Consider the following 23,456-nt stretch of genomic DNA (forward strand, 5'->3'; position numbering starts at 1 on the left):
CCTTACGGCCGGCTACGGCGAGGGGGCGCTCGCGGGTGCCGCGGCCATCTCCTGATGGACCAGGTCGGCGACCAGGTCCGCGGCCGCGCCGACGGCCGCGGCCACCGGCGGGCTCAGTTCCATGCCGGGCGACAGGTCGGCGGGCTCGCACCCGACGAGCAGCACCCGTCCGGTCCCGCCGCCGAGCGCGCCGGCCAGGGCCAGCACGGTCTCCGGGGTCATGTCGTGGGCGTCGAGGACCGGCCCGGACACCTCGCCGGGCGTCGGTTCCAGGACGTACAGCGTGCCGGGCGGGCCGCCGCGGGCCACGGCGTCGATGAGGATCGCGGTGTCGTGGCCGCCGCCGGTGAGCTCGTAGGCGAGGTGGACGCCGCGGATGCCGAAGTCGGCCACCGAGACCCCGGCGGGCAGGTCGCGTTCCGCCAGGCGCCCGGCCACCGCGACGCCGAACCCGTCGTCGCCGAGGAAGACGTTCCCGACGCCCGCGACGAGGATGCCGCTCATGGGGCGTCCCGCCTCTCCGGCGCCTCCCTCGGGTTCCCCATATCCCTCATGTCCCTCGGGTCCCTTGGGTCCCTGGCGTCCGTCCCGGTGCCGGAGCCGTCCGGGTCGCCGGGCCCGCTCGGCATCCCTCCGGAGACGCCGGGGCCCGCCGTGTCGTCCGCCGGGCCGGCGGCGTCGAGCGGTTCGACCTCGTCGGGGGCGAAGTAGAGGAAGCGGCCGTGGGAGCGGTGCAGGTCGGCGCCGGGGTCCTCATCCAGGGTGACCGCCAGGTGGCGCGCCCCGTCGAGGTCGGTGAGCACGGCCTCCACCCGGGCGGTCCGGCCGGACAGGAACATGTCGTGGGCGTCGGCGCGCCGCCTGCCGGGCGCCAGCCGGACCCGGCTGCCCCTGGCGACCTCCACCCCGGCGACGGACACGGCGTCGGTCTCCGGTGAGGAGCCGGGCCCGGCCGCGAGATCGCTCCAGAAGGCGTCCCCGGGTCCGTCCCAGGGCGCGGCGCCGGGATTCGCGACGCCGGGCGTGGGGTCCGGCGGAGGCGTCGCGTCCCGGGGCCGGAGGCCGCCCGGGGACCCGTCGTCCGGACCGGTGCCGCCCTCGGACACGTCGTCCCACGGCGCGGCGCCGGCGTCGGACACGTCGTCCCACGGCGCGGCGCCGGCGTCGGCCGCCGAACCCCAGCGGGGCGCGGTGCCGCCGCGGGCGGGTGTCTCCAGGTGGCGGATCGCGCCGTGCAGCCGTTCGGCCAGCTCGGGCGGCAGGGTCGCCACCATGTCGAGGAGCCGGGCCGCCCGGGGGTCGGTCGCGCGGGCCTGCCGCCGCTCCTCCTCGGTGAGGGTGAGCGTGCGCAGGTGCAGCATCTCGTCGATCTCGGTGGCGTCGAACATGTCGCCCGGGCTCTCCGGGGCGGTCTCCGGGTAGTCGTAGAGGATGATCGGCGACGACAGCAGCACGTCGCGGTGGCCGGGCTCGCCGACGAGGACGGGCCAGGTGCGCTCGTTACGGCAGGTCTCGGCGGCGGGCCGGGCCCATTCGGGCGGGTCGAGCAGGGAGACGAACGCGCCGCCGGTCACCCCGATGATCAGGTGGGCCGAGATCAGCGAGCGGCGCAGCGCCTGCTCGCGGGTGGCGTCCGGATCGTCCCAGCCGGTGACGTTCTCCACCCGCACGCGCAGCCGGACGAGGTCGTACGGCCCCGCCACCCGTTCGGCGCGGGCCCGCACGACGGCGTGCAGCGGCAGGTGCTCGCGGACGACGCGGCCCCGGGCCCGGCCGGACGGCCCGGTGATCGCCTCGACGGACCGGTCCCCGGGCAGGCGCACGTCGGCGGCGCGTTCGCCGTCGAGCAGTTCGGCGACGGGGAAGGCCACCTCCGTCTCGCGCTCGGTGGCCTCCTCGAAGGACAGGTAGGTCGTCGCCCCGCCCGGAGCCCCGGTACCCGCCGTCCCCGGGCCCGCCTCCCGGCCCGTCTCCCCGGCCGTCCCCGGGCTCGGAACCCCGTCCGCCGCACCGGTTCCCGGCCCGGCCGGTCCGGCCGTCTCGACGGTCAGTTCGGCGACGGGCCGGTGGCCGCCGTCCTCGGCCCGTTCGACGAGGCGGGTCCTGACGTGCAGGAACCGCAGCCGCAGCCGTACCTCGGCGTCGTCGGCGCGTTCCAGCAGGCACTCGGTCACGCTGGAGGAGTGCTCGCAGGTGGTGTCGAACCCCGGCGGCACGAGCACCCCGAACTGCCAGCGCACCCGGTTCTTGGCGGCCGACGCCCGGTAGGGGTAGAGCAGGTAGCCCTCGTACAGCACCGCGTCGGCGACCCGGCGGGCGATCTCCATGGGAGCGGTCATCGCCGGCTCTCCTCCAGCAGTAGTTCCACGGCCTCGTCCCAGGTGGCCAGGGCGCGTTCGGCCTTGAGGCGGCGCAGGGCCCGCAGCGTGCCGCGGTTCAGCCGCAGCCATCCGCTGTCCGGGAAGTAGCGGTCCATCAGCTCCCGCCACACCCCGACCGGCAGCCGGTGGCGGGCCTCCCGGTGCCAGGGGATCTGGGTCACCGAGAAGCCGTTCCCGGCGCGGGCGAAGACCGTGCCGCCGAACAGCAGGATCAGCGGGATCTCGCCGTCCTCCAGCGCGGCGAAGTACTTGCCCGCGGCCACCTCCAGGTCGTAGCTGCAGGGCACGGGCAGGTCGATCTCGGTGACGCCGCGGAAGGCGGGGACGGTGGCCGAGACGGTCGCGAAGTGCAGGGGCTTGAGCGTGTCGCCCCACCGGGACGGGTCGCCGAACAGGTCGCCGAGCAGCTCCGCCTCCGCGGGGCCGTACCGCCGCAGGTGCGGTTCCACCCGGATCTGGCACCGCAGCAGTACGGCGTGCACCCCGGCGGACGACGGCTCGGTGACGCGCAGCCGGAAGACCAGCGTCGGGAAGGCCGCGTACGGCTCGGCCCGCGCGCCCAGACAGGTGAAGGCGATCTCATCCATGACCGCCCCCGTGTGTCTCCGGGGCGCCGCGGCCGTCCCCGCCCGGTGAGGGGGCGCCACGGCCGTCCTCACCGGATGGCGGGACACCGGGGTCGTCCCCGCCGGGTGACGGACCGCCACGGTCACCCGCACCGGCTCCCGGGACTCCCCCGCCTTCGCCGGAGACCATGCCGTGACGGGGTGGCAGGGTGCCGGGCGGCGGGACCACGGGCGGCAGCACCCCGGGCGGCGGGGCCCCCGGGGCGGGTGTCCCCGGACCGCCCGGCGCCCCGGGCCTCCCGGGCGTGCCGGGGTCTCCGGGCGCGCCCGGCGGGTATGCGGGGCCGTCCGGCGGGTACGCGGGGCCGTCCGGCCACGGAACCCGGCGGCCGCGGCGGCGCAGGTCGGCGAAGAAGCCGTCGATGGCCCGCCAGACCTCCGGGCCGCCGTCGAAGCCCTTCCAGTGCAGCCGCACCAGGCCCACCAGGCGGTAGCAGGCGTCGATCGGCGCCAGGTGGCAGGCGAAGCCGCCCTCCGGACGGCGGTCCACCAGCAGCGCCTCGACGTCGGGCAGCACGCCGGCCATCGCCGGGCAGGCCGACAGGACCCGTTCCCAGGTGTCGTGCGGCAGCAGGGACTCGGTGGCCCCGGCGGGGCTGGGGTAGCAGGCGACGATCCGGCCGAGCGCTGAGTTGCGGAAGAAGAACGCGGTGCGCACCGGGATCCGCATCTCCTCCCAGTCGGCCTCGGTCAGGGGGAACGAGGGCGCGTGCAGGTGGCGGCGCGGCACCCCCCGGTAGCGCCGCCGCGAGTCGCCGTCGTGGGAGAACAGCAGGTGGCAGCCGGCGCAGGAGCACAGCAGCGCCCGGGTCTCCAGGTTCACCACGTGCCCGTGGTCCTCCCCGGCCGCCTCGCCGCACAGCTCGCACCGGGTCGCGGTCCCGGTGTCCCGCGTCCGGAACCGGCGCAGCCCGGTGGCCGCCGTCATGGCGTTCCCCCGCCCGCGGCGGCCGGGCGGCGGCCGATCTGCAGCAGGGGCGACCGGCCCGCCGCCGGGCCGCCTGCCTCGGTGATCTCGACGCGCGCCGCCTCCGGCACTGCCCGCGTCACGGCGTCCTCCACGGTGCGCAGCAGGGCGCGCCGGGAGGAGGGGCAGCCGTGACCGGCGCCCGTCAGGCGGAGCCGTACGACGCCCGTCTCGTCCACGCCGAGCAGCTCGGCCTTCTCCTCGCGGCCGGCCAGGGCCCGCTCCACGGCGACGGCGGCGCGTTCGGCGGCGCCGAGCGGGTGCAGGTCGTGCAGGATGAGCAGGCCGGAGACGAGGTCGTCGCCGGTCAGACGGTGCAGCACGTCGGCGGCCCCGGCCTCCACGACGGCCTCGACGACGCGTTCCAGGCCGGCGCCGTACAGCTCGACGAGGGCGCGGACGAGCTCCTCGGCCCTGGCGCGCGTCGCGGGGTCGGCGTGCGCGCCGAGGTCGGTGAGCAGCGCCTCGACGCGCTCACCGGCCGCCTGGACCTCCCGCCCCCGGGACCCGCCCGCCCGGACGTCACGGGCTCCGGGCCCGCCCGCCCGGACGTCGCGGGCGGCGGGCCCGTCGGCGAGCGGTCCCGCCCCGGGCCGCCGCCCGGTGGCCGCCGGGCCGGTCATGCCGGGCCGAAGGCGTGCGGGCTGTGCAGCTTGCGCAGCTCCTTGCCGCCGCCGAGGTACATGTGGACCCCGCACGGCAGGCACGGGTCGAAGCTGCGTACGGTGCGCATGATGTCGATGCCCTTGAAGTTCTCCGGCGGGTTCTCCTCGAAGATCGGGGTGTTCTGCACCGCGTCCTCGTACGGGCCGGGCGTGCCGTAGGGGTCGCGGACGCTGGCGTTCCACGGGGTGGGCGGGTAGGGGTGGTAGTTGGCGATCTTGCCGTTCCTGATCACCATGTGGTGCGACAGCAACCCCCGGACCGCCTCGGTGAACCCGCAGCTGATCGCCTCCTCCGGCACTTCGAAGGGCGCCCAGGTCTGGGTGCGCCCGGCACGGACCTCGGCCAGGCCCTGCTCGGCGAAGTGCAGCGCGCAGGCCGCCGCGTACGCCTGGAAGTAGGAGCGGGCCCGGTTGCGCTCCAGCGCGTTGGACAGCGGCTGCCCGTCGTGGGTGGGGATGGTCCACTCCAGCGTCTTCTCCGGGCGGGTGGCGGTCTTCGGCAGGTTGATCTGCACGCTGTGGCCGGTGGCCTTGACGTAGCCGATGTCCACCCGCCCGGACAGGGCGGTGGACCACAGGCGGGCGAGGGGGCCGCCGCCGGTGTCCAGCGGGAGCATGTCGGCGCCGTCGAACCAGCGCGGCGACATCACCCAGCTGTACTTGCCGGTGAAGTCGCGTTTCTGCGGGTGGGGGATGGTGTGCTGGTTCCACGGGTGCCGGATGTCGACGGGGTTGCCCAGCGGGTCGTGGGTGACGAACGGCTCCTGCCCGGCCCAGTCGTCGTAGTAGGAGCTGCCCAGCAGGATGCGGATGCCGAGGTTGATGTCGACGAGGTCGTTGGTGACCAGACGGCCGTCCACGATCACGCCGGGGGTGACGAACATCCGCCGGCCCCAGTCGCTCATGGTGCGGTAGTCGAAGTCGCAGTGCTCGGGGTCGTTGAAGCTGCCCCAGCAGCCGAGCAGCACCCGGCGGCGGCCCACCTCCTCGTAGCCGGGCAGCGCCTGGTAGAAGAAGTCGAACAGGTCGTCGTGCATGGGCACGACCCGTTTGAGGAACTCGACGTAGCGCATCAGCCGGGTGAGGTAGTCGGTGAACAGCTGCACGGTGGCGACCGTGCCGACCCCGCCGGGATACAGGGTGGAGGGGTGCACGTGCCTGCCCTCCATCAGGCAGAACATCTCCCGGGTGACCCGGCTCATGGCCAGGGCCTCGCGGTAGAACTCCCCCTCCAGCGGGTTGAGGGAGCGCATGATGTCGGCGATGGTGCGGAAGCCGTGGTCGGCGGCGTGCGGAGCCTCGGTGTTCTCGGCCAGCGCGAGCACGCCGGGGTTGGTCTCGCGCACCATCTTCTCGCAGTAGTCGACCCCCACCAGGTTCTCCTGGTAGATGTTGTGGTCGAACATGTACTCGGCGGCCTCGCCGCAGTTGATGATCCACTCCCCCAGCGCCGGGGGGCGGGCGCCGTAGGCCATGTTCTGGGCGTAGACCGAGCAGGTGGCGTGGTTGTCGCCGCAGATGCCGCAGATCCGGCTGGTGATGAAGTGCGCGTCGCGGGGGTCCTTGCCCTTCATGAAGATGCTGTAGCCGCGGAAGATCGACGAGGTGCTGTAGCACTCGGCGACCTCCCGGTTGGCGAAGTCGATCTTGCAGTAGATGCCGAGGCTGCCCACGATCCGGGTGATCGGGTCCCACGACATCTCCACCAGCTCCCGGCCGCCGGGCGGCGCGGTCTCCTCCGTCTTGGGTGAGGTCTTCATACTCAGCTCCAGGGCGCCTTGTAACCGGTGAGCAGGGCGCGGCCCTTGGTGCGCCACTTCGGTTCCTTGTCGACTGTCTTGAGGGTGATGCGGCGCAGGCCGCGCACGACGCCGCCGTAGACGCCGCTGGCCGTGGACGACACCCGCGCCCCGGGCGGTTCGTCCATGAACGGCATGAACTTGTCGGGGAAGCCGGGCATCGTGCAGGCGATGCAGATCCCGCCCACGTTGGGGCAGCCGCCGATGCCGTTCATCCAGCCGCGCTTGGGCACGTTGCACCGTACGACCGGCCCCCAGCAGCCGATCTTCACCAGGCACTCCGGCGAGCCGTACTCGGCGGTGAACTGGCCCTGCTCGTAGTAGCCGGCCCGGTCGCAGCCCTCGTGCACGGTCTGGCCGAACAGCCACGTCGGCCGCAGCGCCTCGTCCAGCGGGATCATCGGCGCCTGCCCGGTGAGCTGGTAGAGCAGGTACAGGATCGTCTCCGACAGGTTGTCCGGCTGGATCGGGCAGCCCGGCACGTTGACGATCGGCAGCCCGGCCTTGGAGCGCCAGTCCCAGCCGAGGTAGTCGGCGACGCCCATCGCGCCGGTCGGGTTGCCCGCCATGGCGTGGATGCCGCCGTAGGTGGCGCAGGTGCCGGCCGCCAGTACGGCGGTCGCCTTCGGCGCGAGGATGTCCAGCCACTCGCTGGTGGTCCGGGGCTGCCCGGTGGCCGGGTCGTTGCCGAACCCGCACCAGTAGCCCTCCTGCTTGATCGACTCGTTCGGGATGGAGCCCTCCACGACCAGCACGAACGGCTCCAGCTCGCCGCGCGCGGCCCGGAAGAACCACTCGATGAACACGTCGGAGCCCTGCATCGGCCCGGACTCGAAGTCGACCAGCGGCCAGTGCACGGCCACCTTCGGCAGGCCGGGCAGCGCCCCCAGGGCGATCTCCTCGATGCTGGGCTGCGTCGCCGCGGTCAGCGCGACCGAGTCGCCGTCGCAGCTCAGCCCGGCGTTGATCCAGAGGATGTGGACGATCGGCTCCTCCTCCGGCTGTTCCGCCGCACCCCGTTTCCCCTGCCGTTCCTGGTCCGCCGGTGCCGTCATGCCGTCCTGCCTTCCCGGGGCTCCCCGCGCCTCGATGCCGGTGGTCGATGGTGGTGGGGGAGGTCTCGTGCGGTACGGATCATGACGCGTCTCCTCGGGCTCCTCGCGTTCCTCGTGCTCTCGTGTCCGGTTCGCCGTCAGCCGACGTTGCGGACCGGCGGGGCGGGGACGGCGCCGAGGGCGTGCTGGGTCAGCTCCCACAGCACGTGGTAGACCGTCGTCTGCGCCTCCTGGATCCGGTGCACCGAGGAGGAGGGGATGACGAACAGGTAGTCCAGCAGCTCCAGCTCGGCCAGCCTGCCGCCCCTGTCGCCGGCCAGGGCGATGGTGAGCATGCCCTGCCGGGCCGCCTCCTCGAAGGCGCGGACGACGTTGGCGGAGCCGCCGCTGGTGGTCAGGCCGAAGGCCATGTCGCCGCGCCGCCCGAGGGCGGCGAGCTGGCGGGCGAAGACGACGTCGAAGCCGACGTCGTTCGACAGGGCGGTCACCACGGCGACATCGCTGGTCAGCGACAGCGCCGGCAGGGACAGCCCGTAACCCGGGTGCAGGAACGCCGTCGCCACCTCCTGGGCGTCGGTGCTGCTGCCGCCGTTGCCGAAGGCGAACAGCCGCCCGCCGGCGGCGAACCGGATGGCCATCTCCCCGGCGCACTCGACGAGCTCGTCGGCCATCGACTCGGCCAGCTCCCGGCGCAGCCGGACGATCTCGGCGGCCTTCTCGCCGGTGGAGCGCAGCGCCTCGGTCAGCACCGCGTCGAGGTCGCCCGGGCCCGGGTAGAGAAAGGGGTAGAGCCCGCCCATCCCCTCGGGCGGCTGGTCACCGGTGCTCATCGCCGTTTCCTCTCCTGATCACCGTGTTTCCCGATGTCCGCCGATCACGGCGCCTCCGGCCGCCGCGTCTCCGGCGGCCGCGCCCCAGGGCACCACGTCCCTGACGGCCGCGCCCCCGGTCGCCGCGTCCCTCGTCGCGGCCCCGGTCACGGCGTCCCCGGTCGCCGCGTCTCCCGGCGTCCGCCGATGCCTGCCGACGACCGCGATGGCCTCCCCCGCGTGGACGAGGACGGTGTCGCCCTCGGCGGCGTCCACCAGGGCCACGCTCACCTCCGTGGTGACCGGGCCCGCGCCGGCGACGGCCAGCCCGCCGTACCTGATGCGGATCACCCGCATCGGCACGGCCTCGTCCGCGCACGTGACGCACGGTCCGGTGTCGCAGCAGCCGTCCTCGCCGCTCATCCTGTCTCCTTTCCGCCGAGCAGGCCGGGCCGGTCGTGGAAGACGTGGACCAGCTCCCACAGCACGTGGTAGACGGTGACGTGGATCTCCTTGACCACCGCCGGGTCGTCGGAGGCGGCGATCAGGATGTGCTCGGCCGCCCGCTCCCGCACCACGGCGCCGCCGTCGCCGCCGACGAGGGCGAGGGTGAACAGGCCCAGCGCCCCGGCCTCCTGCAGGCCGCGCAGGACACCCGGGCAGTCGCCGTCGCGGGAGATCCCGAGCGCCATGTCGGCCGGGTCGGCCCAGCGGCGCAGCTGGTGGGCGAACGACTCGGCGGGCCCCTCCCGGGCGCTCACCCCGCTGACGGTGGCGGCGTCGTTGCTGAGGGCCAGGGCGGGCAGCGCCTTCTTGCCCATGATGACCGGGTGCATGAACTCGACCGCGATGTGGGCCGCGTCGGTGCCGCCCCCGCCGCTGCCGAACACGATCAGCTTCCCGCCGCGGTGGAACCGGTCCGCCATCTCCCGGCACGCGCGGGCGATGCGCAGGGAGTCCTCCGCGAGAGCGTGACCGGCGGAGTCCCTGCGGGCGAAGGCCTCGCTGACGGCCAACTGCATGGTCGATGTCACTGGCATGTGAACGCTCCGTTATTTACGGTAGTCGTCAGATTACGTTCCGTGTTCGGCGAATCGACACCTTCGACGCCACAAAGCGGAGTAAAGATCTGATCACTCGCCCGACCGCCCGCGATGGCCGGCGGCGGCGGGGATTCGCCGGGATTCCCGTATCCCACGGGGTTCCCGGCCTTGGTGATGATCAACGTTCCCCGTTATCGTCTCGCAGTGGGATCGTCTCGCGGCGGGGCACGGGCGGGACGGCGCGCCGCGGGCACCCCGGGCCGCCGCCGTACGGCGCGGGTCCGGCACGGCGGCCGCCGTACGGCACGCGTTCCGCGGAGCCGCCGCCGTACGACGCGCGTCCAGCAGGGCCGCCGCCGTACGGCACGCATGCGGCACGGCGGCCCGCCGACCGACCAAAGGAGAACGACCTTGACGGCAGCCGCCCGCTGGATCCGGTGCTTCCACCCCTCACCCGGGAGCGACGTCCAGGTGGTCTGCTTCCCGCACGCCGGGGGCACCGCGAGTTACTACCACCCGCTGTCGGCGGCCCTGGCGCCCGCCGCCGAGATGCTCGCCGTGCAGTACCCGGGCCGGCAGGACCGGTTCGACGAACCGCTGATCGACGACCTGCCCCTGCTCGCCGACCGGGCGGCCGAGGCGCTCGGCGGCGGCGACCGGCCGCGGGTGTTCTTCGGGCACAGCATGGGGGCCGTCATGGCCTTCGAGGTCGCCCGGCGGCTGGGCCGCGGCGGGCCCGTCGCGCTGTTCGTGTCCGGGCGGCGCGCCCCCTCCACGACCCGGCAGGAGACCGCGCACCTGCTCGGCGACGACGAGCTCGTGGCCCTGGCCCAGAGGCTCGGCGGATCGGACCCGGAGGTGCTGCGGCACGAGGAGCTGCGCGGGCTGATCCTGCCGAGCCTGCGCGCCGACTACCGGGCGGTCTGCACCCACCGCCCCGACGGCGAGGCGCGGCTCGCCGTACCGATCACCGCGCTCACCGGCGACGCCGACCCGGTGACCAGCGTGGCGGAGGCCGAGGCGTGGGGCCGGCACACCACCTCCCGCTTCGAGCTGAAGGTCTTCCCCGGCGGCCACTTCTTCCTCGCCCACCACGTACCGGAGATCGCCCGGATGATCCTCGGCTCGCTGAGGGCGGTCCACGCGTGACGGCGCTGCTGGCCGTCAGCGACCTGCACGTCGGCTACAAGGAGAACCGCCGGATCGTCGAGGAGATGCGGCCGTCGTCCGGGTCCGACTGGCTGCTGGTCGCCGGGGACGTCTCGGAGAAGGTCGCCGACATCGAGTGGGCGCTCGGCCTGCTGGCCGAACGCTTCGAGAAGGTGGTGTGGGTCCCGGGCAACCACGAGCTGTGGTCCCACTCCAGCGACCCGGTCCGGCTGCGCGGCGAGGAGCGCTACCGGCACCTGGTGAAGGTCTGCGGCGACCTCGGCGTGGTGACCCCGGAGGACCCCTACCCGGTGTGGGAGGGGCCGGGCGGGCCTGTCGTGATCGCCCCGCTGTTCGTGCTGTACGACTACACCTTCCGCATGCCGGGGGTCGCCACCGCCGAGGAGGCGCTGGCCCTGGCCTACGACAGGGGCGTGGTCTGCACCGACGAGGTGTTCCTGCACCCCGACCCCTACCCCTCGCGTGCCGCCTGGTGCGAGGCCAGGGTCGCCGAGACCGAGCGGCGGCTGGCCGAGCGCCCGGGGGGGCTGCCGACCGTGCTCGTCAACCACTACCCGCTGGTGCGCGAGCCGACCCGGGTCATGCACCACCAGGAGTTCACGATCTGGTGCGGCACCGAGCTCACCGCCGACTGGCACCTGCGGTTCGACGCCCGCGCGGTCGTCTACGGCCACCTGCACATCCCCCGCACCACCTGGTACGACGGCGTGCGCTTCGAGGAGGTCTCGCTGGGCTACCCGCGCGAGTGGCGGCCCCGCCCCACCCCGCCGGGCCGGCCGCGCCGCATCCTGCCCGCTCCCCCGGCGGCGGCGTCGTGATCGGGGAGATCCTGCCGTCGTGGGTGGCATGCGCCGAGGCGTTCGCCGACCCGCCCGACGCCCGGCTGTTCCCCGAGGAGGAGGCGGTCATCGCCCGCTCGGTGGAACGGCGGCGGCGCGAGTTCACCACCGCCCGCCACTGCGCCCGCCGGGCGCTGGCCCGCCTGGGCGTGCCGCCCGCCCCGATCCTGCCCAGCGAGCTGGGCGCGCCCGTCTGGCCCGCCGGGGTACGGGGAGCCATCACCCACTGCGAGGGGTACCGTGCCGCCGCGGTCTCCCTCAAGGCCCTCACCGTCGGCATCGACGCCGAGCCGCACGAGCCGCTCCCCGAGGGGGTCATGGAGACCGTGGCCCTCCCGGAGGAACGGGCCGAGCTGGCGCGCCTCGGCGACGGGATCCACTGGGACCGGCTGCTGTTCAGCGCCAAGGAGAGCGTCTACAAGGCGTGGTTCCCGCTGGCCCGGTGCTGGCTCGACTTCGACGAGGCCCACGTCACGTTCGATCCGGCCGGGACGTTCACCGCCCGGCTGCTCGTGGCCGGGCCGGAGGTGGAGGGCCGGGAGCTGACCGGCTTCACCGGCCGCTGGCTCGTCTCCGACGGCCTGGTGGTCACCGCCATCGCCCTGCCGCCGGGGTGACACCCCGCACCATCCAGGCTCACGCCGCCGTCCTGGTGACGTGAGGTGTGATGACCGGCGGGCCGCTGCGGCATTTCGACCAGCGTCTCATGCGGACCCGGCGCGGGATGCGAGGTTCCCGGACCCAGGTCATGGAAAGGGTGTGACCGAGATGCGCCGGGAACAGCGGCAGCGATCGCGTCGCGCGGTGAGTAGGGCCCGAGATGATCTCCCCACAGGGATCGTCCCGGTTCCGCGCTCGTGCCCTCGGCCTGCCCGTCAAGCCGCCAGAAGAATCTGTCGGTCAGGATCTCCGCCCGCAGCGCCGTCGTCTCGGCCACCGGTAAATCCAGCGCGAGGTCCCAGAGGCCGGCGCGCTTCAGAGACCGCGCGATACCCTCCACGGAACCGGCAATGTAGTCGTTGTTCATGCTCATGCGGCCTACTATGCAGACAGGGAGGTAGGTGGTCAAGTGCGATATGTCGCCTACATAGGCAATCTGGCAAGGCTGGCCGTCGAACTGGTCAACGGCGACGACCCCAGCGAACTACGGCGGAAGTTCTTCGCCCAGCACCGCGTCGCCGAACCGGACGCCGACACACTCGCGGAGCTTCTCCCCGCCTTGCGCGACGCGGTCGCGGCCGTGGCGGACGCGGGTCCGATCGCGCCCGTCAACCTGCTCCTGGAGAGGTTCCCGCCCGCGATGCATGTGAGCACGCACGACGAGAACAGCGGGCCGCACCTGCACTTCGCGCGCGATGGAGAGAGCCCCGCATACTGGCTCGGCCGCAGTTGCGCCGCCGCGCTCGCCCATGTGATCTGCGGGGATCCCGACGTCACCGTGGGCCGATGCCGGGCGGACGGCTGTGCGCGCTTCTATGTCGACGACTCCCGCAACCGCAGCCGCCGGTTCTGCTCCAACACCTGCGCCAGCCGAACCACCGTCGCCGCCTACCGCGCCCGCCGCAGAACGGCGCCCGATGCCTGACCCGGCAGCGCAGGACACGTCCCACCGGGCGGGAACGCACCGGCCGCTCCGGCCCCCCGGGCTGCGAATCAAGAGCCGCCACCGGCATCCGGCCGGCCCCGATCACCACGTACGACTCGGTGTTACTGTCCCGCCATGTCAAAAATCGAGATCGATTCGGTGACCGCCGATTTCTTCGGAGCCTTTGACAACCGGGGCGGTAAGGCTGCCGACGTGGCCCGGATCAAGCGGCTGGTTCTTCCGGGTGGTGTGATCGTGAAGACCGGCCCGGAGCTCACGGTCTACACCGTCGACGAGTTCATCGAGCCCCGCCGGCGACTGCTGACCGACGGGCGGCTCGTCGAGTTCTCCGAGTGGGAGACCTCCGAACGAACCGAGATCGCGGGCGATATCGCGTCACGGTTCAGTGAGTACCGAAAGTCGGGGATCTTGGACGGCGAACCGTTCGAGGGTGGCGGGACCAAGACCATCCAGCTCGTCCGCACCTCGGAAGGCTGGCGGATCGCAGCGCTCGCCTGGTATGACCAGCCCTGACCGCACCGGGGAGGCGGAGTCGTGAGAGGTGCCTTCCCGCGCTGGAACCTGCCCGGGACCACCGTCGCCACCGCCCTTCTGCGCCATCGGGCGCGTTGACCCTGAGGACCTGTAGGAGGTCGCGATGCCTTTCGTCGATACGCCGCTGACCGTCCCCATGCGGCGCGCGGTCCAGGACGCATGGGGACGGCGCATCGCCGGTGCCCCGGTGCGGCTGTACGGCGGGGAGGAGTCGGCGGCGTATCGGGCCGATGACCTCGTCGTACGCGTCGGCCCAGCGAGACGTACGAGCGCCGAGGCCGAGTGGTGCCACTCGATCGCCGTACATGCCGCCTCCACCCTTCCTGAGGCGGTGGCGCCGTTGCGTGCACGCGACGGGGCCACGGTCATCCGGGTGGACGGCCGGCCCGTGTCGGTGTGGCCCTACGTCGAGGGCGAGTGGCCTGATGAGGATCAGCCGCAGGTGCGTACGCAGGGCGCGCGGCTTCTCGCGCGGCTGCACCGTGCGCTGGCCTTCCACCGGCCGCCGCCGCGCCCGGTGGCCTCGTTCGTGGAGACCGGCCTGTACGGGGAATCACCGCACGATGTTCCCGAGCTGGCCGATCGAGGGCTGGACCGCTGGCTGGCGGACTTCCATCGTCGCAACCTCGTACGCCAGCCGCTGCACGGGGACTTCTACCCGGGAAACACCCTCGCCAGGGACGGCCGGTTGGTGGCCGTCCTGGACTGGGATGAGGCCGTCGTCGGAGCGCCTGAGATGGAGGTGGCGTCCGCCGCGCTCGAATGGGCCGATGAGTACGGCGACGGTCCGGCCCGGCGTCGCCGCTTCGTCGCCGATTATCACGAGGCCGGTGGAACCGCGGGCGACATGGACGATGAGACGCTCGTCCAGCTGATCAGGCACCGGCTGCGCCGCGAGGCGGCATATTTCGAGCATGCTCGGCGTCAGGGCGCCGAGCATGACGAGGACGGTCTCGAACACCACGAGCGCCGCGTGAAGGCCTTCTTCGACCTCAGGCCGTGACCGGGGTTGAGGAACCCGGGGACGGCCGTTGGCGCCAAGAAGGATCCTGTGGCGTTCTCCCTGCTCAGCCGTGGGGCCATCCCCTCGGATGGCGCCGATGCGCCGCCGGGTGTGAGCCGGGCCCGGCGGGTCGTCGGCCGCGCGGGACAGACTGCTCGGGTGACCTGCCCGGACCCGCCCGAGCCCGCCCGAGGGGCGCGTGGCGGCGCGGGGGCGCGCAGCCCCGCCTGCCGCCGCGGTTACGGCAGCGCCACCCCGTAGGGAGTTGCCGAGGCCGTACGGCGGGCGGAGACTCAAGGAACCCCTCCGCCAGACGAGCCACCGTGAGCCGCCGTGAGCCCTGGCGGGTCACGATGGGTCATGGCGGGTCGCGGCGGGCCGCCGTGGGCGACGCCGGGACGCCGGTTCGCCGGGGCGATCCCGGGTGAGCCCGCGGCGCCGAGGCCCGGTGTCCGCGGTCCGGGACGCCGGGCCCCACCGACCGGAAAATCGGTTGACGGCTGCCTTAGCCTAGGCGGGTTCTGTGCGCCGGTCGGCGATCAACCACCCCTAGACCGTGAGGAGAGTGCTGCCTGCTGATGCCCCCTGATACGGACCCTCTCGAACAGAAGGACTCCAAGGACTCCACCGGAGACGACACCGCCGGGCGCGCGGAGGACGCCCGCCCGGTCCCCGCTCCCCCGCCGCGCCGCCGCGGCCTGACCTCCCTGTGGCGGATGAGGTCCTACCTCCGTCCCCACGTCACCCGCATGGTCTTCATCTGGCTGCCCGCCCTCGTGGCGACCGGCATCGCGATCGTCATCCCGATGGTCGCCCGGAAGATCATCGACGGTCCCGTCGCCGACAAGGACACCGGCGCCCTGGTCCCGCTCGCCCTGCTGGCCCTGGCGCTGGGCGTGCTGGAGGCGGGCCTCATCTTCGCGCGCAGATGGCTGATGTCCGACGTCGTCCTGGACGTGGAGACCCGGCTCCGCGACGACGTCTACCGGCACCTGCAGCGGCTGCCGATGAGCTTCCACGGCGCCTGGCAGTCCGGGCAGCTGCTGTCACGCGTGACCACGGACCTGTCGGTGATCCGGCGGTTCCTCGGCTTCGGCATCCTCTTCCTCGTCCTGATCACCGTGCAGATCGTGACGGTGACCGTCCTGCTGCTGAACATGTACTGGCCGCTCGGCCTGCTCGTCGCCCTGTCCGCCGCGCCGGTGGTGATCACCTCGTTGCGCTTCGAGCGGGGCTACATCGACGTCTCCCGGCGGGTCCAGGACGAGCAGGGCGACCTCGCCACCGTGATCGAGGAGTCCGCGGTCGGCATCCGGACGATCAAGGCGTTCGGCCGCGGGCGGCACGTCGCGGGCCTCTTCGGCGAGGGCGCGGACAAGGTCTACCGCTCCTCGATGGAGAAGGTGCGGCTGTCGTCGAAGTTCTTCACCTTCCTGGAGGTGGTCCCGAACGTCACGCTCGCGCTGGTGCTGCTGCTGGGCGCGCTCGCGGTCGGCTCGGGCTCGCTGACGCTGGGCACGCTGGTCGCCTTCACCACGCTGATGCTGCAGCTCGTGTGGCCCATCTCGGCCCTGGGCTTCATCCTGGTGCAGGGCCAGGAGGCGATGACCGCGGCGGACCGCGTGCTGGAGGTGCTCGACACCGAACCGGAGATCGTCGGCGGCTCCCGGGAGATCGAGCGGCCCCGGGGGCACCTGCGGTTCGAGGGCGTGGAGTTCCGCTTCCCCGGCGCGGCCGAGCCGGTGCTGCGCGACGTCTGGCTGGACGTGCGGCCCGGTGAGACGGTCGCGATCGTCGGTGCGACGGGCTCGGGCAAGACCACGCTGACCTCCCTGGTGCCGCGGCTGCACGACGTCACCGCGGGCCGGGTCACGATCGACGGGCACGATGTGCGGGACTTGTCGCTGCCCGCGCTGCGCTCGCTGGTCGCCACGGCCTTCGAGGAGCCGACGCTGTTCTCGATGAGCGTCCGGGAGAACCTGACGCTGGGCCGGCACGACGCCACCGAGGAGGAGATCGAGGCGGCGATCGAAACGGCGCAGGCCGGGTTCGTCCACCGGCTGCCGTGGGGGCTGGAGACCAGGATCGGCGAGCAGGGGATGTCGCTGTCCGGCGGGCAGCGTCAGCGGCTGGCCCTGGCCCGCGCCGTGCTGAGCCGGCCGAGGATCCTCGTGCTGGACGACACGCTCTCTGCGCTGGACGTCGAGACGGAGATCCTCGTGGAGGAGGCGCTGCGGCACGTGCTGCGCGACGCGACCGGGATCGTCGTGGCGCACCGCGCCTCCACCGTCCTGCTGGCGGACAAGGTGGCGCTGCTGCTGGACGGCACGATCGCGCACGTCGGCCGGCACCACGAGCTGCTGGCGAGCGTGCCGGAGTACCGCGCGCTGCTGTCGGCCGCCCTGGACGACGATCCCGTCCCGGACACCGGCCCGGACGGGGAGACCGGCCTGGGCGCCGGCATGGACCTGGACAGCGAGGGGGCGCTGCGATGAGCACGACGGACCACACGGGACCGGCGGAGACGGCAGGACCAGCGGGAACGGCGGGAACAGCGGAAACGGCCCGCCCGGATCGGCCGGAGCACGGGCAGGACGGACAGGACGAGCGGGACGGGCAGGCGTGGCGGGGGGTGGCCGCCGAGAAGGACGACGACTCGCCGCAGCAGGAGTCCCTCGTGCTGCGCTCCCAGTCCAGGCGGCTGCTCGGTGAGCTGCTGCGCCCCTACCGGGGGCGGATCGCGCTGCTCGTCACGGTCATCGTCGTCTGCAACGCCGCCGCCCTGGCCATCCCCTTCCTGGTCGGGGTGGGCATCGACTCCGGCATCCCGCCGATGGCCGCCGGTCAGGGGCCGGGGACGCTGGTGACCGTCGTGGCGGCGATCCTGGTCGCGGCGGCCGTGCAGGCGGTGAGCCGGCAGGTGTTCCTCAGGATGGCGGGCCGGATCGGCCAGAACATCCTGCTGGAGCTGCGGCGGCGGGTGTTCGGCCACTTCCAGCGGCTGTCGCTGTCGTTCCACGACGACTACACCTCCGGGCGGGTCGTCGCGCGGCTCACCTCCGACATCGAGGCCATCTCCGAGATGCTGCAGTCGGGCTTCGACGGGCTGGTCACCGCCGTGCTGACGCTGGTCGGCACCGCGGTCCTGCTGCTGGTCCTGGACGTCCCCCTGGCGCTGGTCGCCCTGCTGCCGCTGCCGGTCCTGCTGCTGTTCACCCGGTGGTTCCGGCGGCAGTCGAGCATCGCCTACCGCCGGACCCGGGAGACGGTCGCCCTGGTGATCGTCCACTTCGTGGAGTCGATGACCGGCATCCGGGCGGTCCAGGCGTTCCGCCGGGAGCCGCGCAACCAGGAGATCTTCGCCGGGCTCAACGTCGACTACCGGGACGCCAACGTCCGCAGCATGCGGCTGATCGCGATGTTCATGCCGGGGGTCAAGCTGATCGGCAACGTCACGATCGCGGCCGTCCTGCTGTACGGCGGCTGGCGGGCCATCGGCGGTGACATCCAGGTGGGCGTGCTGGCGGCCTTCCTGCTCTACCTGCGGCAGTTCTACGAGCCGATGCAGGAGATCTCGCAGTTCTATAACACGTTCCAGTCCGCGGCGGCGGCGCTGGAGAAGCTCGCCGGCGTGCTGGACGAGCGGCCGGCGGTGGCCGAGCCGCGCGAGCCGGTGACGCTGGAGCGGCCGCGCGGCGAGGTGCGGTTCGAGGAGGTGGAGTTCTCCTACCTCGACGGCACGCCGGTCCTGCCGCGGATGGACCTGGTGATCCCGGCCGGGCAGAGCGTGGCGCTGGTCGGCACCACGGGGGCGGGGAAGACCACGCTGGCGAAGCTGGTCGCCAGGTTCTACGACCCCGTCGCCGGCCGGGTGCTGCTCGACGGGGTCGATCTGCGCGACCTCGCCGAGGAGACGCTGCGCGGCGCGGTGGTCATGGTGACCCAGGAGAACTTCCTGTTCACCGGTACGGTGGCCGACAACATCCGGTTCGGCCGTCCGGACGCGACCATGGACGAGGTCATGGCGGCCGCCCGGTCGATCGGCGCCCACGACTTCATCTCGGCGCTTCCGGAGGGCTACGACACCCAGGTCGGCAAGCACGGCGGCCGGCTGTCGGCGGGCCAGCGGCAGCTGGTGGCCTTCGCCCGCGCCTTCCTCGCCGACCCGGCGGTGCTGATCCTCGACGAGGCCACCTCCAGCCTCGACGTGCCCGGTGAGCGGCTCGTGCAGCGGGCGATGCGCACGATCCTCGCCGACCGGACCGCGCTGATCATCGCCCACCGGCTGTCGACCGTGGAGACCGCCGAGCGGGTGCTGGTGATCGAGGGCGGCCGGATCGTGGAGGACGGCTCCCCGGACCGGCTCATCGCGGAGGGGGGCCGCTTCGCCGGCCTGCACCGGGCCTGGCTGGACAGCGTGTCGGAGGGGTCCGGGGCCCCGGCCGGCCGCGGGTGACCGTCCCCGGTGTCCCGGCGGAACGGCGACGGCCGTTCCACCGGGACACCGGTCCTGGGCGATGGGCGCCAGCGACCTGCGCGGTCATGAGGATCTCCTGTTCAGGGTCTGACCGGCGACGAGTGCGCCGAGGGCGATGGCGAAGCCGGTGACCTGCCAGCCGGTGAGGGTCTGGCCGAGCACGACGAGGCCGGCGAGGGTGGCGACCAGGGGGTTGGCCAGACCGAGCAGGGACAGCGAGGTGGGCGGCAGCTGCTCGATGCCCCGGAACCACAGGGCGTAGGCGAGGGCGGTGCCGATGACGCCGAGGTAGGCGAAGCCGAGGATGTTCTGGCCGGTGAGAGTGTCGGGCACCCCTTCGACGGCGAGGGTGAGCGGGGCCAGCACCAGTCCGCCCGCGACGAGCTGCCAGCCCGCCATCACGAGGGGCGACTCGGGCCGCCCCCATTTCTTGGCCAGCACGATGGCCGCCGCCATCAGCGAGGTCGCGGCGAGCATGGCGGCGATCCCGAGCGGGTCCAGCCGGGCCCGGGAGGTCAGGGTCAGCAGGGCGACGCCGCCGGTGCCGGCCAGCGCGGCGTACAGGACGGGGCGGGTCGGCCGGATCCGCAGGATCAGCAGCGAGAGCAGCGCGACGACCAGCGGCTGGACCGAGGAGATCGTGGCGGCGACCCCGCCGGGCAGGCGGTAGGCGGCGAAGAAGAGGAGCGGGAAGAAGGCTCCGAAGTTGAGCATGCCGAGCACCGCCGACTTCCACCACCACTCTCCCCTGGGAAGCCGGCGGGTCGCGGCGAGTAGCACCAGGCCCGCCGGGAGCGCCCGCAGGGTCGCGGCCAGCATCGGCCGGTCGGCGGGCAGCAGGGTCGCGGTGATGACGTATGTGGTCCCCCAGCTCGCCGGCGCCAGGGCGGCGAGGGCGAGGTCGCCGGTGCGCTGGGCGCGCACGACCGGGGGGAGGGCGACAGTGGCCATGGGATTGCCTCTCATTGATAATCTCAACGTTGAGATGACACCACGTTTGTTCTGCGAACGTCAAGTCTGTGAACGTTGAGATTATTTCCATTGAGAGGAGTGCCGATGAGCGACGCGGTGGACGCCGTCACCGCCCAGTGGAACCGGGAGCGGCCCGACATCGACGTGTGGCCGATGGGGATCGTCGGGCGGCTCTCCCGCCTCTCCATCCTGTTCGAGCGCGAGCTCAAGGAGTTCTTCGCCCGGCACGGGCTGGAGCGCTTCGAGTTCGACGTGCTGGCCACGCTGCGCCGCTCCGGCGCGCCGTACGAGCTGACGGCCGGGGCGCTGCTCAAGGCGGCCATGGTCACCTCGGGGGCGATCACCAACCGGATCGACCGGATGGAGGCCAAGGGTCTGGTCGAGCGGGTCCGCGACGGCGGGGACCGCCGATCGGTGCGGATCCGGCTCACCCCGCGCGGCCTGGAGATCGTCGATGGGCTGGTCGGGCCGCACGTGGACAACGAGGCGCGGCTGCTGGCCGCGCTCGGCCCCGCCGAGCGCGATCAGCTCGCCGGACTGCTGCGCGTGCTGCTGGAGTCCATGGGCGACACCTCGCTCACCTGATCCGCCCCGCCGCATCCACCCGGCGCGGGCCGTACGGACGTCCGGGAGCCCCGGGCGGGCCCGCGGATCCGGCACCGGGCGGATCCGGCGGGACGGTCAGGACCGCTGCGACGCCGGGGCCTCCCTGCGGGCGGTGCGCACCGGCAGCGGGCAGGTCTCGCCGCGGGCGAGGTAGCGCACCCGGTCGGACATGCCGCGCCGCTCGATCTCCTCGCGGAAGTCGTCGAGGCCCGAGGAGAACGCCTCGTAGTCGTCGTAGTGGATCGGCACGGCGTGCCTGGGGCCGATGAGGGAGAGCCACTCGGCTCCCTGCGCGCCGTCCATGGTCACCATCATCATGCCCAGGATCATGGTGCCGCCCAGGTGGACGACGCCCACGTCGATGTCGGGGTAGCGCTCCGGGATGGGCGCGAGGAGCTCGCGGTCCATCAGCGTGTCGCCGCTGATGCACATGCGCAGGCCGACCGAGCCGTCCTGGCGGACGAACTCCAGCATGCTGCCCATCACCGGCGGCAGCAGCACCTGCGCCGCCCCGGGCGCGTGCCGGCCGGGCAGCGCGGTGACCTTCAGCGTGCGGCCGTCGCGGCGGAGGGTCCGCTCCTGCCAGGTGCTCAGTCCCTGCGCCTCGCCGAAGCCCTGGCGCCGCAGCCGCCGCGCCGCCTGGCGGGTGGTCACGATCGGCACGGACCGGTCGAGCCCGTGGCGGGCGACCCGGTCCCAGTGGTCGCCGTGCATGTGCGACAGGACGACGGCGTCGAGCGGGGGCAGGTCCTCCACCCGTATCGCCGGATCGGTGCGGCGCCTGCTGCTCAGGCCGTAGCCGAGGTAGGCGCGCTGCCCCCGGTGGAGGAAGTTGGGGTCGGTGAGCAGGGTGAACCCGTCGTAGCGGATGAGCATCGTGGCGTTGCCGACGAAGAAGACGCCGGACTCCGGGAAATCGACCATGATGGGCCTCCAGCTGGTGCGGCACCCGGGCCGCGACCCCGGTCACGCTTCGGGTGCTCCCTCGGTTTCCAGCGTGCCATGCCCGTTTCGGGGGTTTTCTCACCGGGCTCGCCGTACCGCCGCGCGCGGCCCCCGGCGGCGGCGCATGATGGGGATCATGGAAGCGAAGCGGCTCTACCACGGCACCGGTCCCGGCCCCATCACCCCGGACGGCTGCGCCGTCGACTACTACGCCATGCTGACCCCGAGCGGCGAGCCGGAGCTCGTGCACGGCGCCGTCCCGGCCGGCGCGAGCATCCTGGAGCTCGGCGCGGGCGCGGGAAGGATCACCCACAGCCTCCTGGCCCTCGGCCATCCGGTGACCGCCGTCGACGAGTCGCCCGAGATGCTCGCGCACATCGAGGGCGCCGAGAAGGTCTGCTCCCCCATCCAGTCGCTTTCCCTGGGCCGGACGTTCGACGTGGTCCTGCTCATGTCGTTCGTGATCGAGACGGCCGACGACGGGCTGCGCCGGGCGTTCCTGCGCGCCTGCCGCGACCATGTCGCCGACGGCGGACTGGTGATCCTCCAGCGTAAGCCCCCGGAGTGGTACGACACGGTCGGGCCCTCCGAGCGGCTGACCGACGACGGCCACGTCCTGCGCATGACGGACGTCAGCCGGCCGGAGCCCGGTCTGCTGGCGGCCACCATGGAGTACACGGTCGGCGACCGGCGCTGGACCCATTTCTTCCTCAGCAGGCGCCTCGACGACGACTTCCTGGCGCGGGAGCTCGACGACGCCGGCCTGGCGATGGACGGTTTCATCGGCGGGGACCGCGGGTGGGTGCGGGCCGTACCGCGCTGACCCATCCGGTGACGTGCTCTGTTCGGCCTCCCCGGCGGGCGGTACGGCGCCGCCGCGCGGGACCTGCCGGGGGCGCCGGGCGCGGCGCCGGAACGGGACGTCCGGGCAGATCACGACGGGTGGCGCGGGCCGCGTGGTCGGGGCGGGGCCGATTCAGGCGGAGGGGAACGGGGCAGAAGACCGGGGTGGTCCCGGGCCGCGGGCGGGCCTCCGCGTGTCCGCAGCACGCCGGCACGGGACGTACGTTGAAGGAGTAGGTGTTCGCCCTGCTCGGCTCATGAAGGGTGTGATCGCGGTGACGGCCCCGGTTGACAACGACACGCTGGTCCTGACCGACGATGACGACGACTTCAGCGGCGTCTCGGCGGGCGCGACCTCCGACCCGGTCAAGGACTACCTCAAGCAGATCGGCAAGGTCCCCCTGCTCAACGCCGAGCAGGAGGTGGAGCTGGCCAAGCGCATCGAGGCCGGTCTGTTCGCCGAGGAGCAGCTCGCCACCGACGGCGACGGCCTGTCCACCGACGTCCGCGCGGAGCTGGAGTGGATCGCCGAGGACGGCCGCCGGGCCAAGAACCACCTGCTGGAGGCCAACCTCCGCCTGGTGGTCTCGCTGGCCAAGCGCTACACCGGCCGCGGCATGCTGTTCCTGGACCTCATCCAGGAGGGCAACCTCGGCCTGATCCGCGCGGTGGAGAAGTTCGACTACACCAAGGGTTTCAAGTTCTCCACCTACGCCACCTGGTGGATCAAGCAGGCCGTCACCCGGGCCATGGCCGACCAGGCGCGGACCATCCGCATCCCGGTCCACATGGTCGAAGTGATCAACAAGCTGGCCCGCGTGCAGCGGCAGATGACGGCCGACCTGGGCCGTGACCCCACGCCCGAGGAGCTGGGCCGCGAGCTCGACATGCCGGCGGAGAAGATCGTCGAGGTCCAGAAGTACGGCCGCGAGCCGATCTCCCTGCACAGCCCGCTCGGCACCGAGGGTGACAGCGAGTTCGGCGACCTCATCGAGGACTCCGAGGCGCCCACCCCGGCCGACGCGGTCAGCTTCACGCTCCTGCAGGAGCAGCTGCACTCGGTGCTCGACACGCTGTCGGAGCGCGAGGCGGGCGTGGTGTCCATGCGGTTCGGCC

General features: G+C 72.9%; 22 protein-coding genes and 1 pseudogene. 11 read left to right on the forward strand and 12 right to left on the reverse strand.

Features of this window, described 5'->3' with window-relative positions; genetic code table 11:
- Nucleotides 1–12: 12 nt before the first annotated feature.
- The 10 genes from IEZ10_RS34250 to IEZ10_RS34295 form a co-directional block, all read right to left on the reverse strand.
- On the reverse strand, nt 13–504 hold the full coding sequence (locus tag IEZ10_RS34250) for a hydrogenase maturation protease (RefSeq protein ID WP_189250664.1): 492 nt from the start codon (nt 502–504) through the stop codon (nt 13–15).
- Nucleotides 501–2,339, reverse strand: a complete 1,839-nt coding sequence (locus IEZ10_RS39490) for a hypothetical protein (RefSeq protein ID WP_229811929.1) — start codon at nt 2,337–2,339, stop codon at nt 501–503. The genes IEZ10_RS34250 and IEZ10_RS39490 overlap by 4 nt, the downstream gene beginning before the upstream one ends.
- A complete protein-coding gene (locus IEZ10_RS34260; protein ID WP_189250665.1) occupies nt 2,336–2,968 on the reverse strand; it encodes a DUF6084 family protein in 633 nt (210 codons plus the stop codon). Before IEZ10_RS34260 ends, IEZ10_RS39490 begins: the two co-directional genes overlap by 4 nt.
- Nucleotides 2,961–3,935 carry a DUF5947 family protein gene (locus tag IEZ10_RS40150; protein ID WP_268246407.1) on the reverse strand — a complete coding sequence of 325 codons (975 nt, stop codon included), beginning with the start codon at nt 3,933–3,935 and terminating at the stop codon, nt 2,961–2,963. Before IEZ10_RS40150 ends, IEZ10_RS34260 begins: the two co-directional genes overlap by 8 nt.
- Complete coding sequence (locus tag IEZ10_RS34270; protein ID WP_189250666.1) at nt 3,932–4,597, reverse strand: NifU family protein; 666 nt, start codon at nt 4,595–4,597, stop codon at nt 3,932–3,934. The genes IEZ10_RS40150 and IEZ10_RS34270 overlap by 4 nt, the downstream gene beginning before the upstream one ends.
- The gene (locus tag IEZ10_RS34275; RefSeq protein ID WP_189250667.1) at nt 4,594–6,399 is read right to left on the reverse strand and encodes a nickel-dependent hydrogenase large subunit; all 1,806 of its coding nucleotides are present in this window, start codon (nt 6,397–6,399) and stop codon (nt 4,594–4,596) included. Before IEZ10_RS34275 ends, IEZ10_RS34270 begins: the two co-directional genes overlap by 4 nt.
- Before the next feature lie 2 nt (nt 6,400–6,401).
- Nucleotides 6,402–7,493 carry an NADH-quinone oxidoreductase subunit B family protein gene (locus tag IEZ10_RS34280; protein WP_189250668.1) on the reverse strand — a complete coding sequence of 364 codons (1,092 nt, stop codon included), beginning with the start codon at nt 7,491–7,493 and terminating at the stop codon, nt 6,402–6,404.
- A gap of 137 nt (nt 7,494–7,630) precedes the next feature.
- The gene (locus IEZ10_RS34285) at nt 7,631–8,323 is read right to left on the reverse strand and encodes a D-sedoheptulose-7-phosphate isomerase (protein WP_189250669.1); all 693 of its coding nucleotides are present in this window, start codon (nt 8,321–8,323) and stop codon (nt 7,631–7,633) included.
- A gap of 18 nt (nt 8,324–8,341) precedes the next feature.
- Nucleotides 8,342–8,725 (reverse strand): HypC/HybG/HupF family hydrogenase formation chaperone, encoded by a 384-nt coding sequence (locus tag IEZ10_RS34290; RefSeq protein ID WP_189250670.1) that lies wholly within the window; start codon nt 8,723–8,725, stop codon nt 8,342–8,344.
- Nucleotides 8,722–9,342, reverse strand: a complete 621-nt coding sequence (locus tag IEZ10_RS34295; RefSeq protein ID WP_179817782.1) for a D-sedoheptulose-7-phosphate isomerase — start codon at nt 9,340–9,342, stop codon at nt 8,722–8,724. The genes IEZ10_RS34290 and IEZ10_RS34295 overlap by 4 nt, the downstream gene beginning before the upstream one ends.
- A 414-nt stretch (nt 9,343–9,756) precedes the next feature.
- On the opposite strand from IEZ10_RS34295, the gene IEZ10_RS34300 reads away from it, so the two are divergent.
- The 8 genes from IEZ10_RS34300 to IEZ10_RS34335 all read left to right on the forward strand — a co-directional run bounded on the left by IEZ10_RS34300 (nt 9,757) and on the right by IEZ10_RS34335 (nt 18,953).
- Complete coding sequence (locus IEZ10_RS34300) at nt 9,757–10,494, forward strand: thioesterase II family protein (RefSeq protein ID WP_229811930.1); 738 nt, start codon at nt 9,757–9,759, stop codon at nt 10,492–10,494.
- Nucleotides 10,491–11,333, forward strand: coding sequence for a metallophosphoesterase family protein (locus tag IEZ10_RS34305; RefSeq protein WP_189250671.1), 843 nt, complete (start codon nt 10,491–10,493; stop codon nt 11,331–11,333). The genes IEZ10_RS34300 and IEZ10_RS34305 overlap by 4 nt, the downstream gene beginning before the upstream one ends.
- Nucleotides 11,330–11,971 carry a 4'-phosphopantetheinyl transferase family protein gene (locus IEZ10_RS34310; protein ID WP_189250672.1) on the forward strand — a complete coding sequence of 214 codons (642 nt, stop codon included), beginning with the start codon at nt 11,330–11,332 and terminating at the stop codon, nt 11,969–11,971. The genes IEZ10_RS34305 and IEZ10_RS34310 overlap by 4 nt, the downstream gene beginning before the upstream one ends.
- A 452-nt stretch (nt 11,972–12,423) precedes the next feature.
- Nucleotides 12,424–12,939, forward strand: a complete 516-nt coding sequence (locus IEZ10_RS39495; RefSeq protein ID WP_229811931.1) for a CGNR zinc finger domain-containing protein — start codon at nt 12,424–12,426, stop codon at nt 12,937–12,939.
- 135 nt (nt 12,940–13,074) lie between these two features.
- The gene (locus IEZ10_RS34320; RefSeq protein WP_189250673.1) at nt 13,075–13,473 is read left to right on the forward strand and encodes a nuclear transport factor 2 family protein; all 399 of its coding nucleotides are present in this window, start codon (nt 13,075–13,077) and stop codon (nt 13,471–13,473) included.
- A gap of 124 nt (nt 13,474–13,597) precedes the next feature.
- Nucleotides 13,598–14,497: a phosphotransferase gene (locus IEZ10_RS34325; RefSeq protein WP_189250674.1), complete on the forward strand. Its 900-nt coding sequence runs from the start codon at nt 13,598–13,600 to the stop codon at nt 14,495–14,497.
- Nucleotides 14,498–15,075: 578 nt separating this feature from the next.
- Entirely contained in the window at nt 15,076–16,992 is a 1,917-nt protein-coding gene (locus IEZ10_RS34330; RefSeq protein ID WP_189250675.1) for an ABC transporter ATP-binding protein, read from the forward strand.
- The gene (locus IEZ10_RS34335) at nt 16,989–18,953 is read left to right on the forward strand and encodes an ABC transporter ATP-binding protein (RefSeq protein ID WP_189250676.1); all 1,965 of its coding nucleotides are present in this window, start codon (nt 16,989–16,991) and stop codon (nt 18,951–18,953) included. Before IEZ10_RS34330 ends, IEZ10_RS34335 begins: the two co-directional genes overlap by 4 nt.
- A gap of 84 nt (nt 18,954–19,037) precedes the next feature.
- Here IEZ10_RS34335 and IEZ10_RS34340 read toward each other — a convergent pair whose 3' ends face one another.
- Entirely contained in the window at nt 19,038–19,925 is an 888-nt protein-coding gene (locus IEZ10_RS34340; protein WP_189250677.1) for an EamA family transporter, read from the reverse strand.
- Between the two features lie 105 nt (nt 19,926–20,030).
- On the opposite strand from IEZ10_RS34340, the gene IEZ10_RS34345 reads away from it, so the two are divergent.
- Complete coding sequence (locus IEZ10_RS34345) at nt 20,031–20,531, forward strand: MarR family winged helix-turn-helix transcriptional regulator (RefSeq protein WP_189250678.1); 501 nt, start codon at nt 20,031–20,033, stop codon at nt 20,529–20,531.
- A gap of 96 nt (nt 20,532–20,627) precedes the next feature.
- Here IEZ10_RS34345 and IEZ10_RS34350 read toward each other — a convergent pair whose 3' ends face one another.
- Nucleotides 20,628–21,476, reverse strand: a complete 849-nt coding sequence (locus IEZ10_RS34350; RefSeq protein ID WP_189250679.1) for an MBL fold metallo-hydrolase — start codon at nt 21,474–21,476, stop codon at nt 20,628–20,630.
- A 157-nt stretch (nt 21,477–21,633) separates the two neighbouring features.
- Between IEZ10_RS34350 and IEZ10_RS40505 the strand changes: the two genes are divergently transcribed.
- Both IEZ10_RS40505 and IEZ10_RS40510 read left to right on the forward strand, forming a co-directional pair.
- A complete protein-coding gene (locus IEZ10_RS40505) occupies nt 21,634–22,320 on the forward strand; it encodes a class I SAM-dependent methyltransferase (RefSeq protein WP_373287447.1) in 687 nt (228 codons plus the stop codon).
- Between the two features lie 319 nt (nt 22,321–22,639).
- Nucleotides 22,640–23,456 (forward strand): annotated as a pseudogene (locus IEZ10_RS40510) (RNA polymerase sigma factor); the annotation flags it as partial.

Origin of the sequence: Streptosporangium pseudovulgare, from assembly GCF_014648055.1 — a bacterium.
GTDB classification, from domain to species: domain Bacteria; phylum Actinomycetota; class Actinomycetes; order Streptosporangiales; family Streptosporangiaceae; genus Streptosporangium; species Streptosporangium pseudovulgare.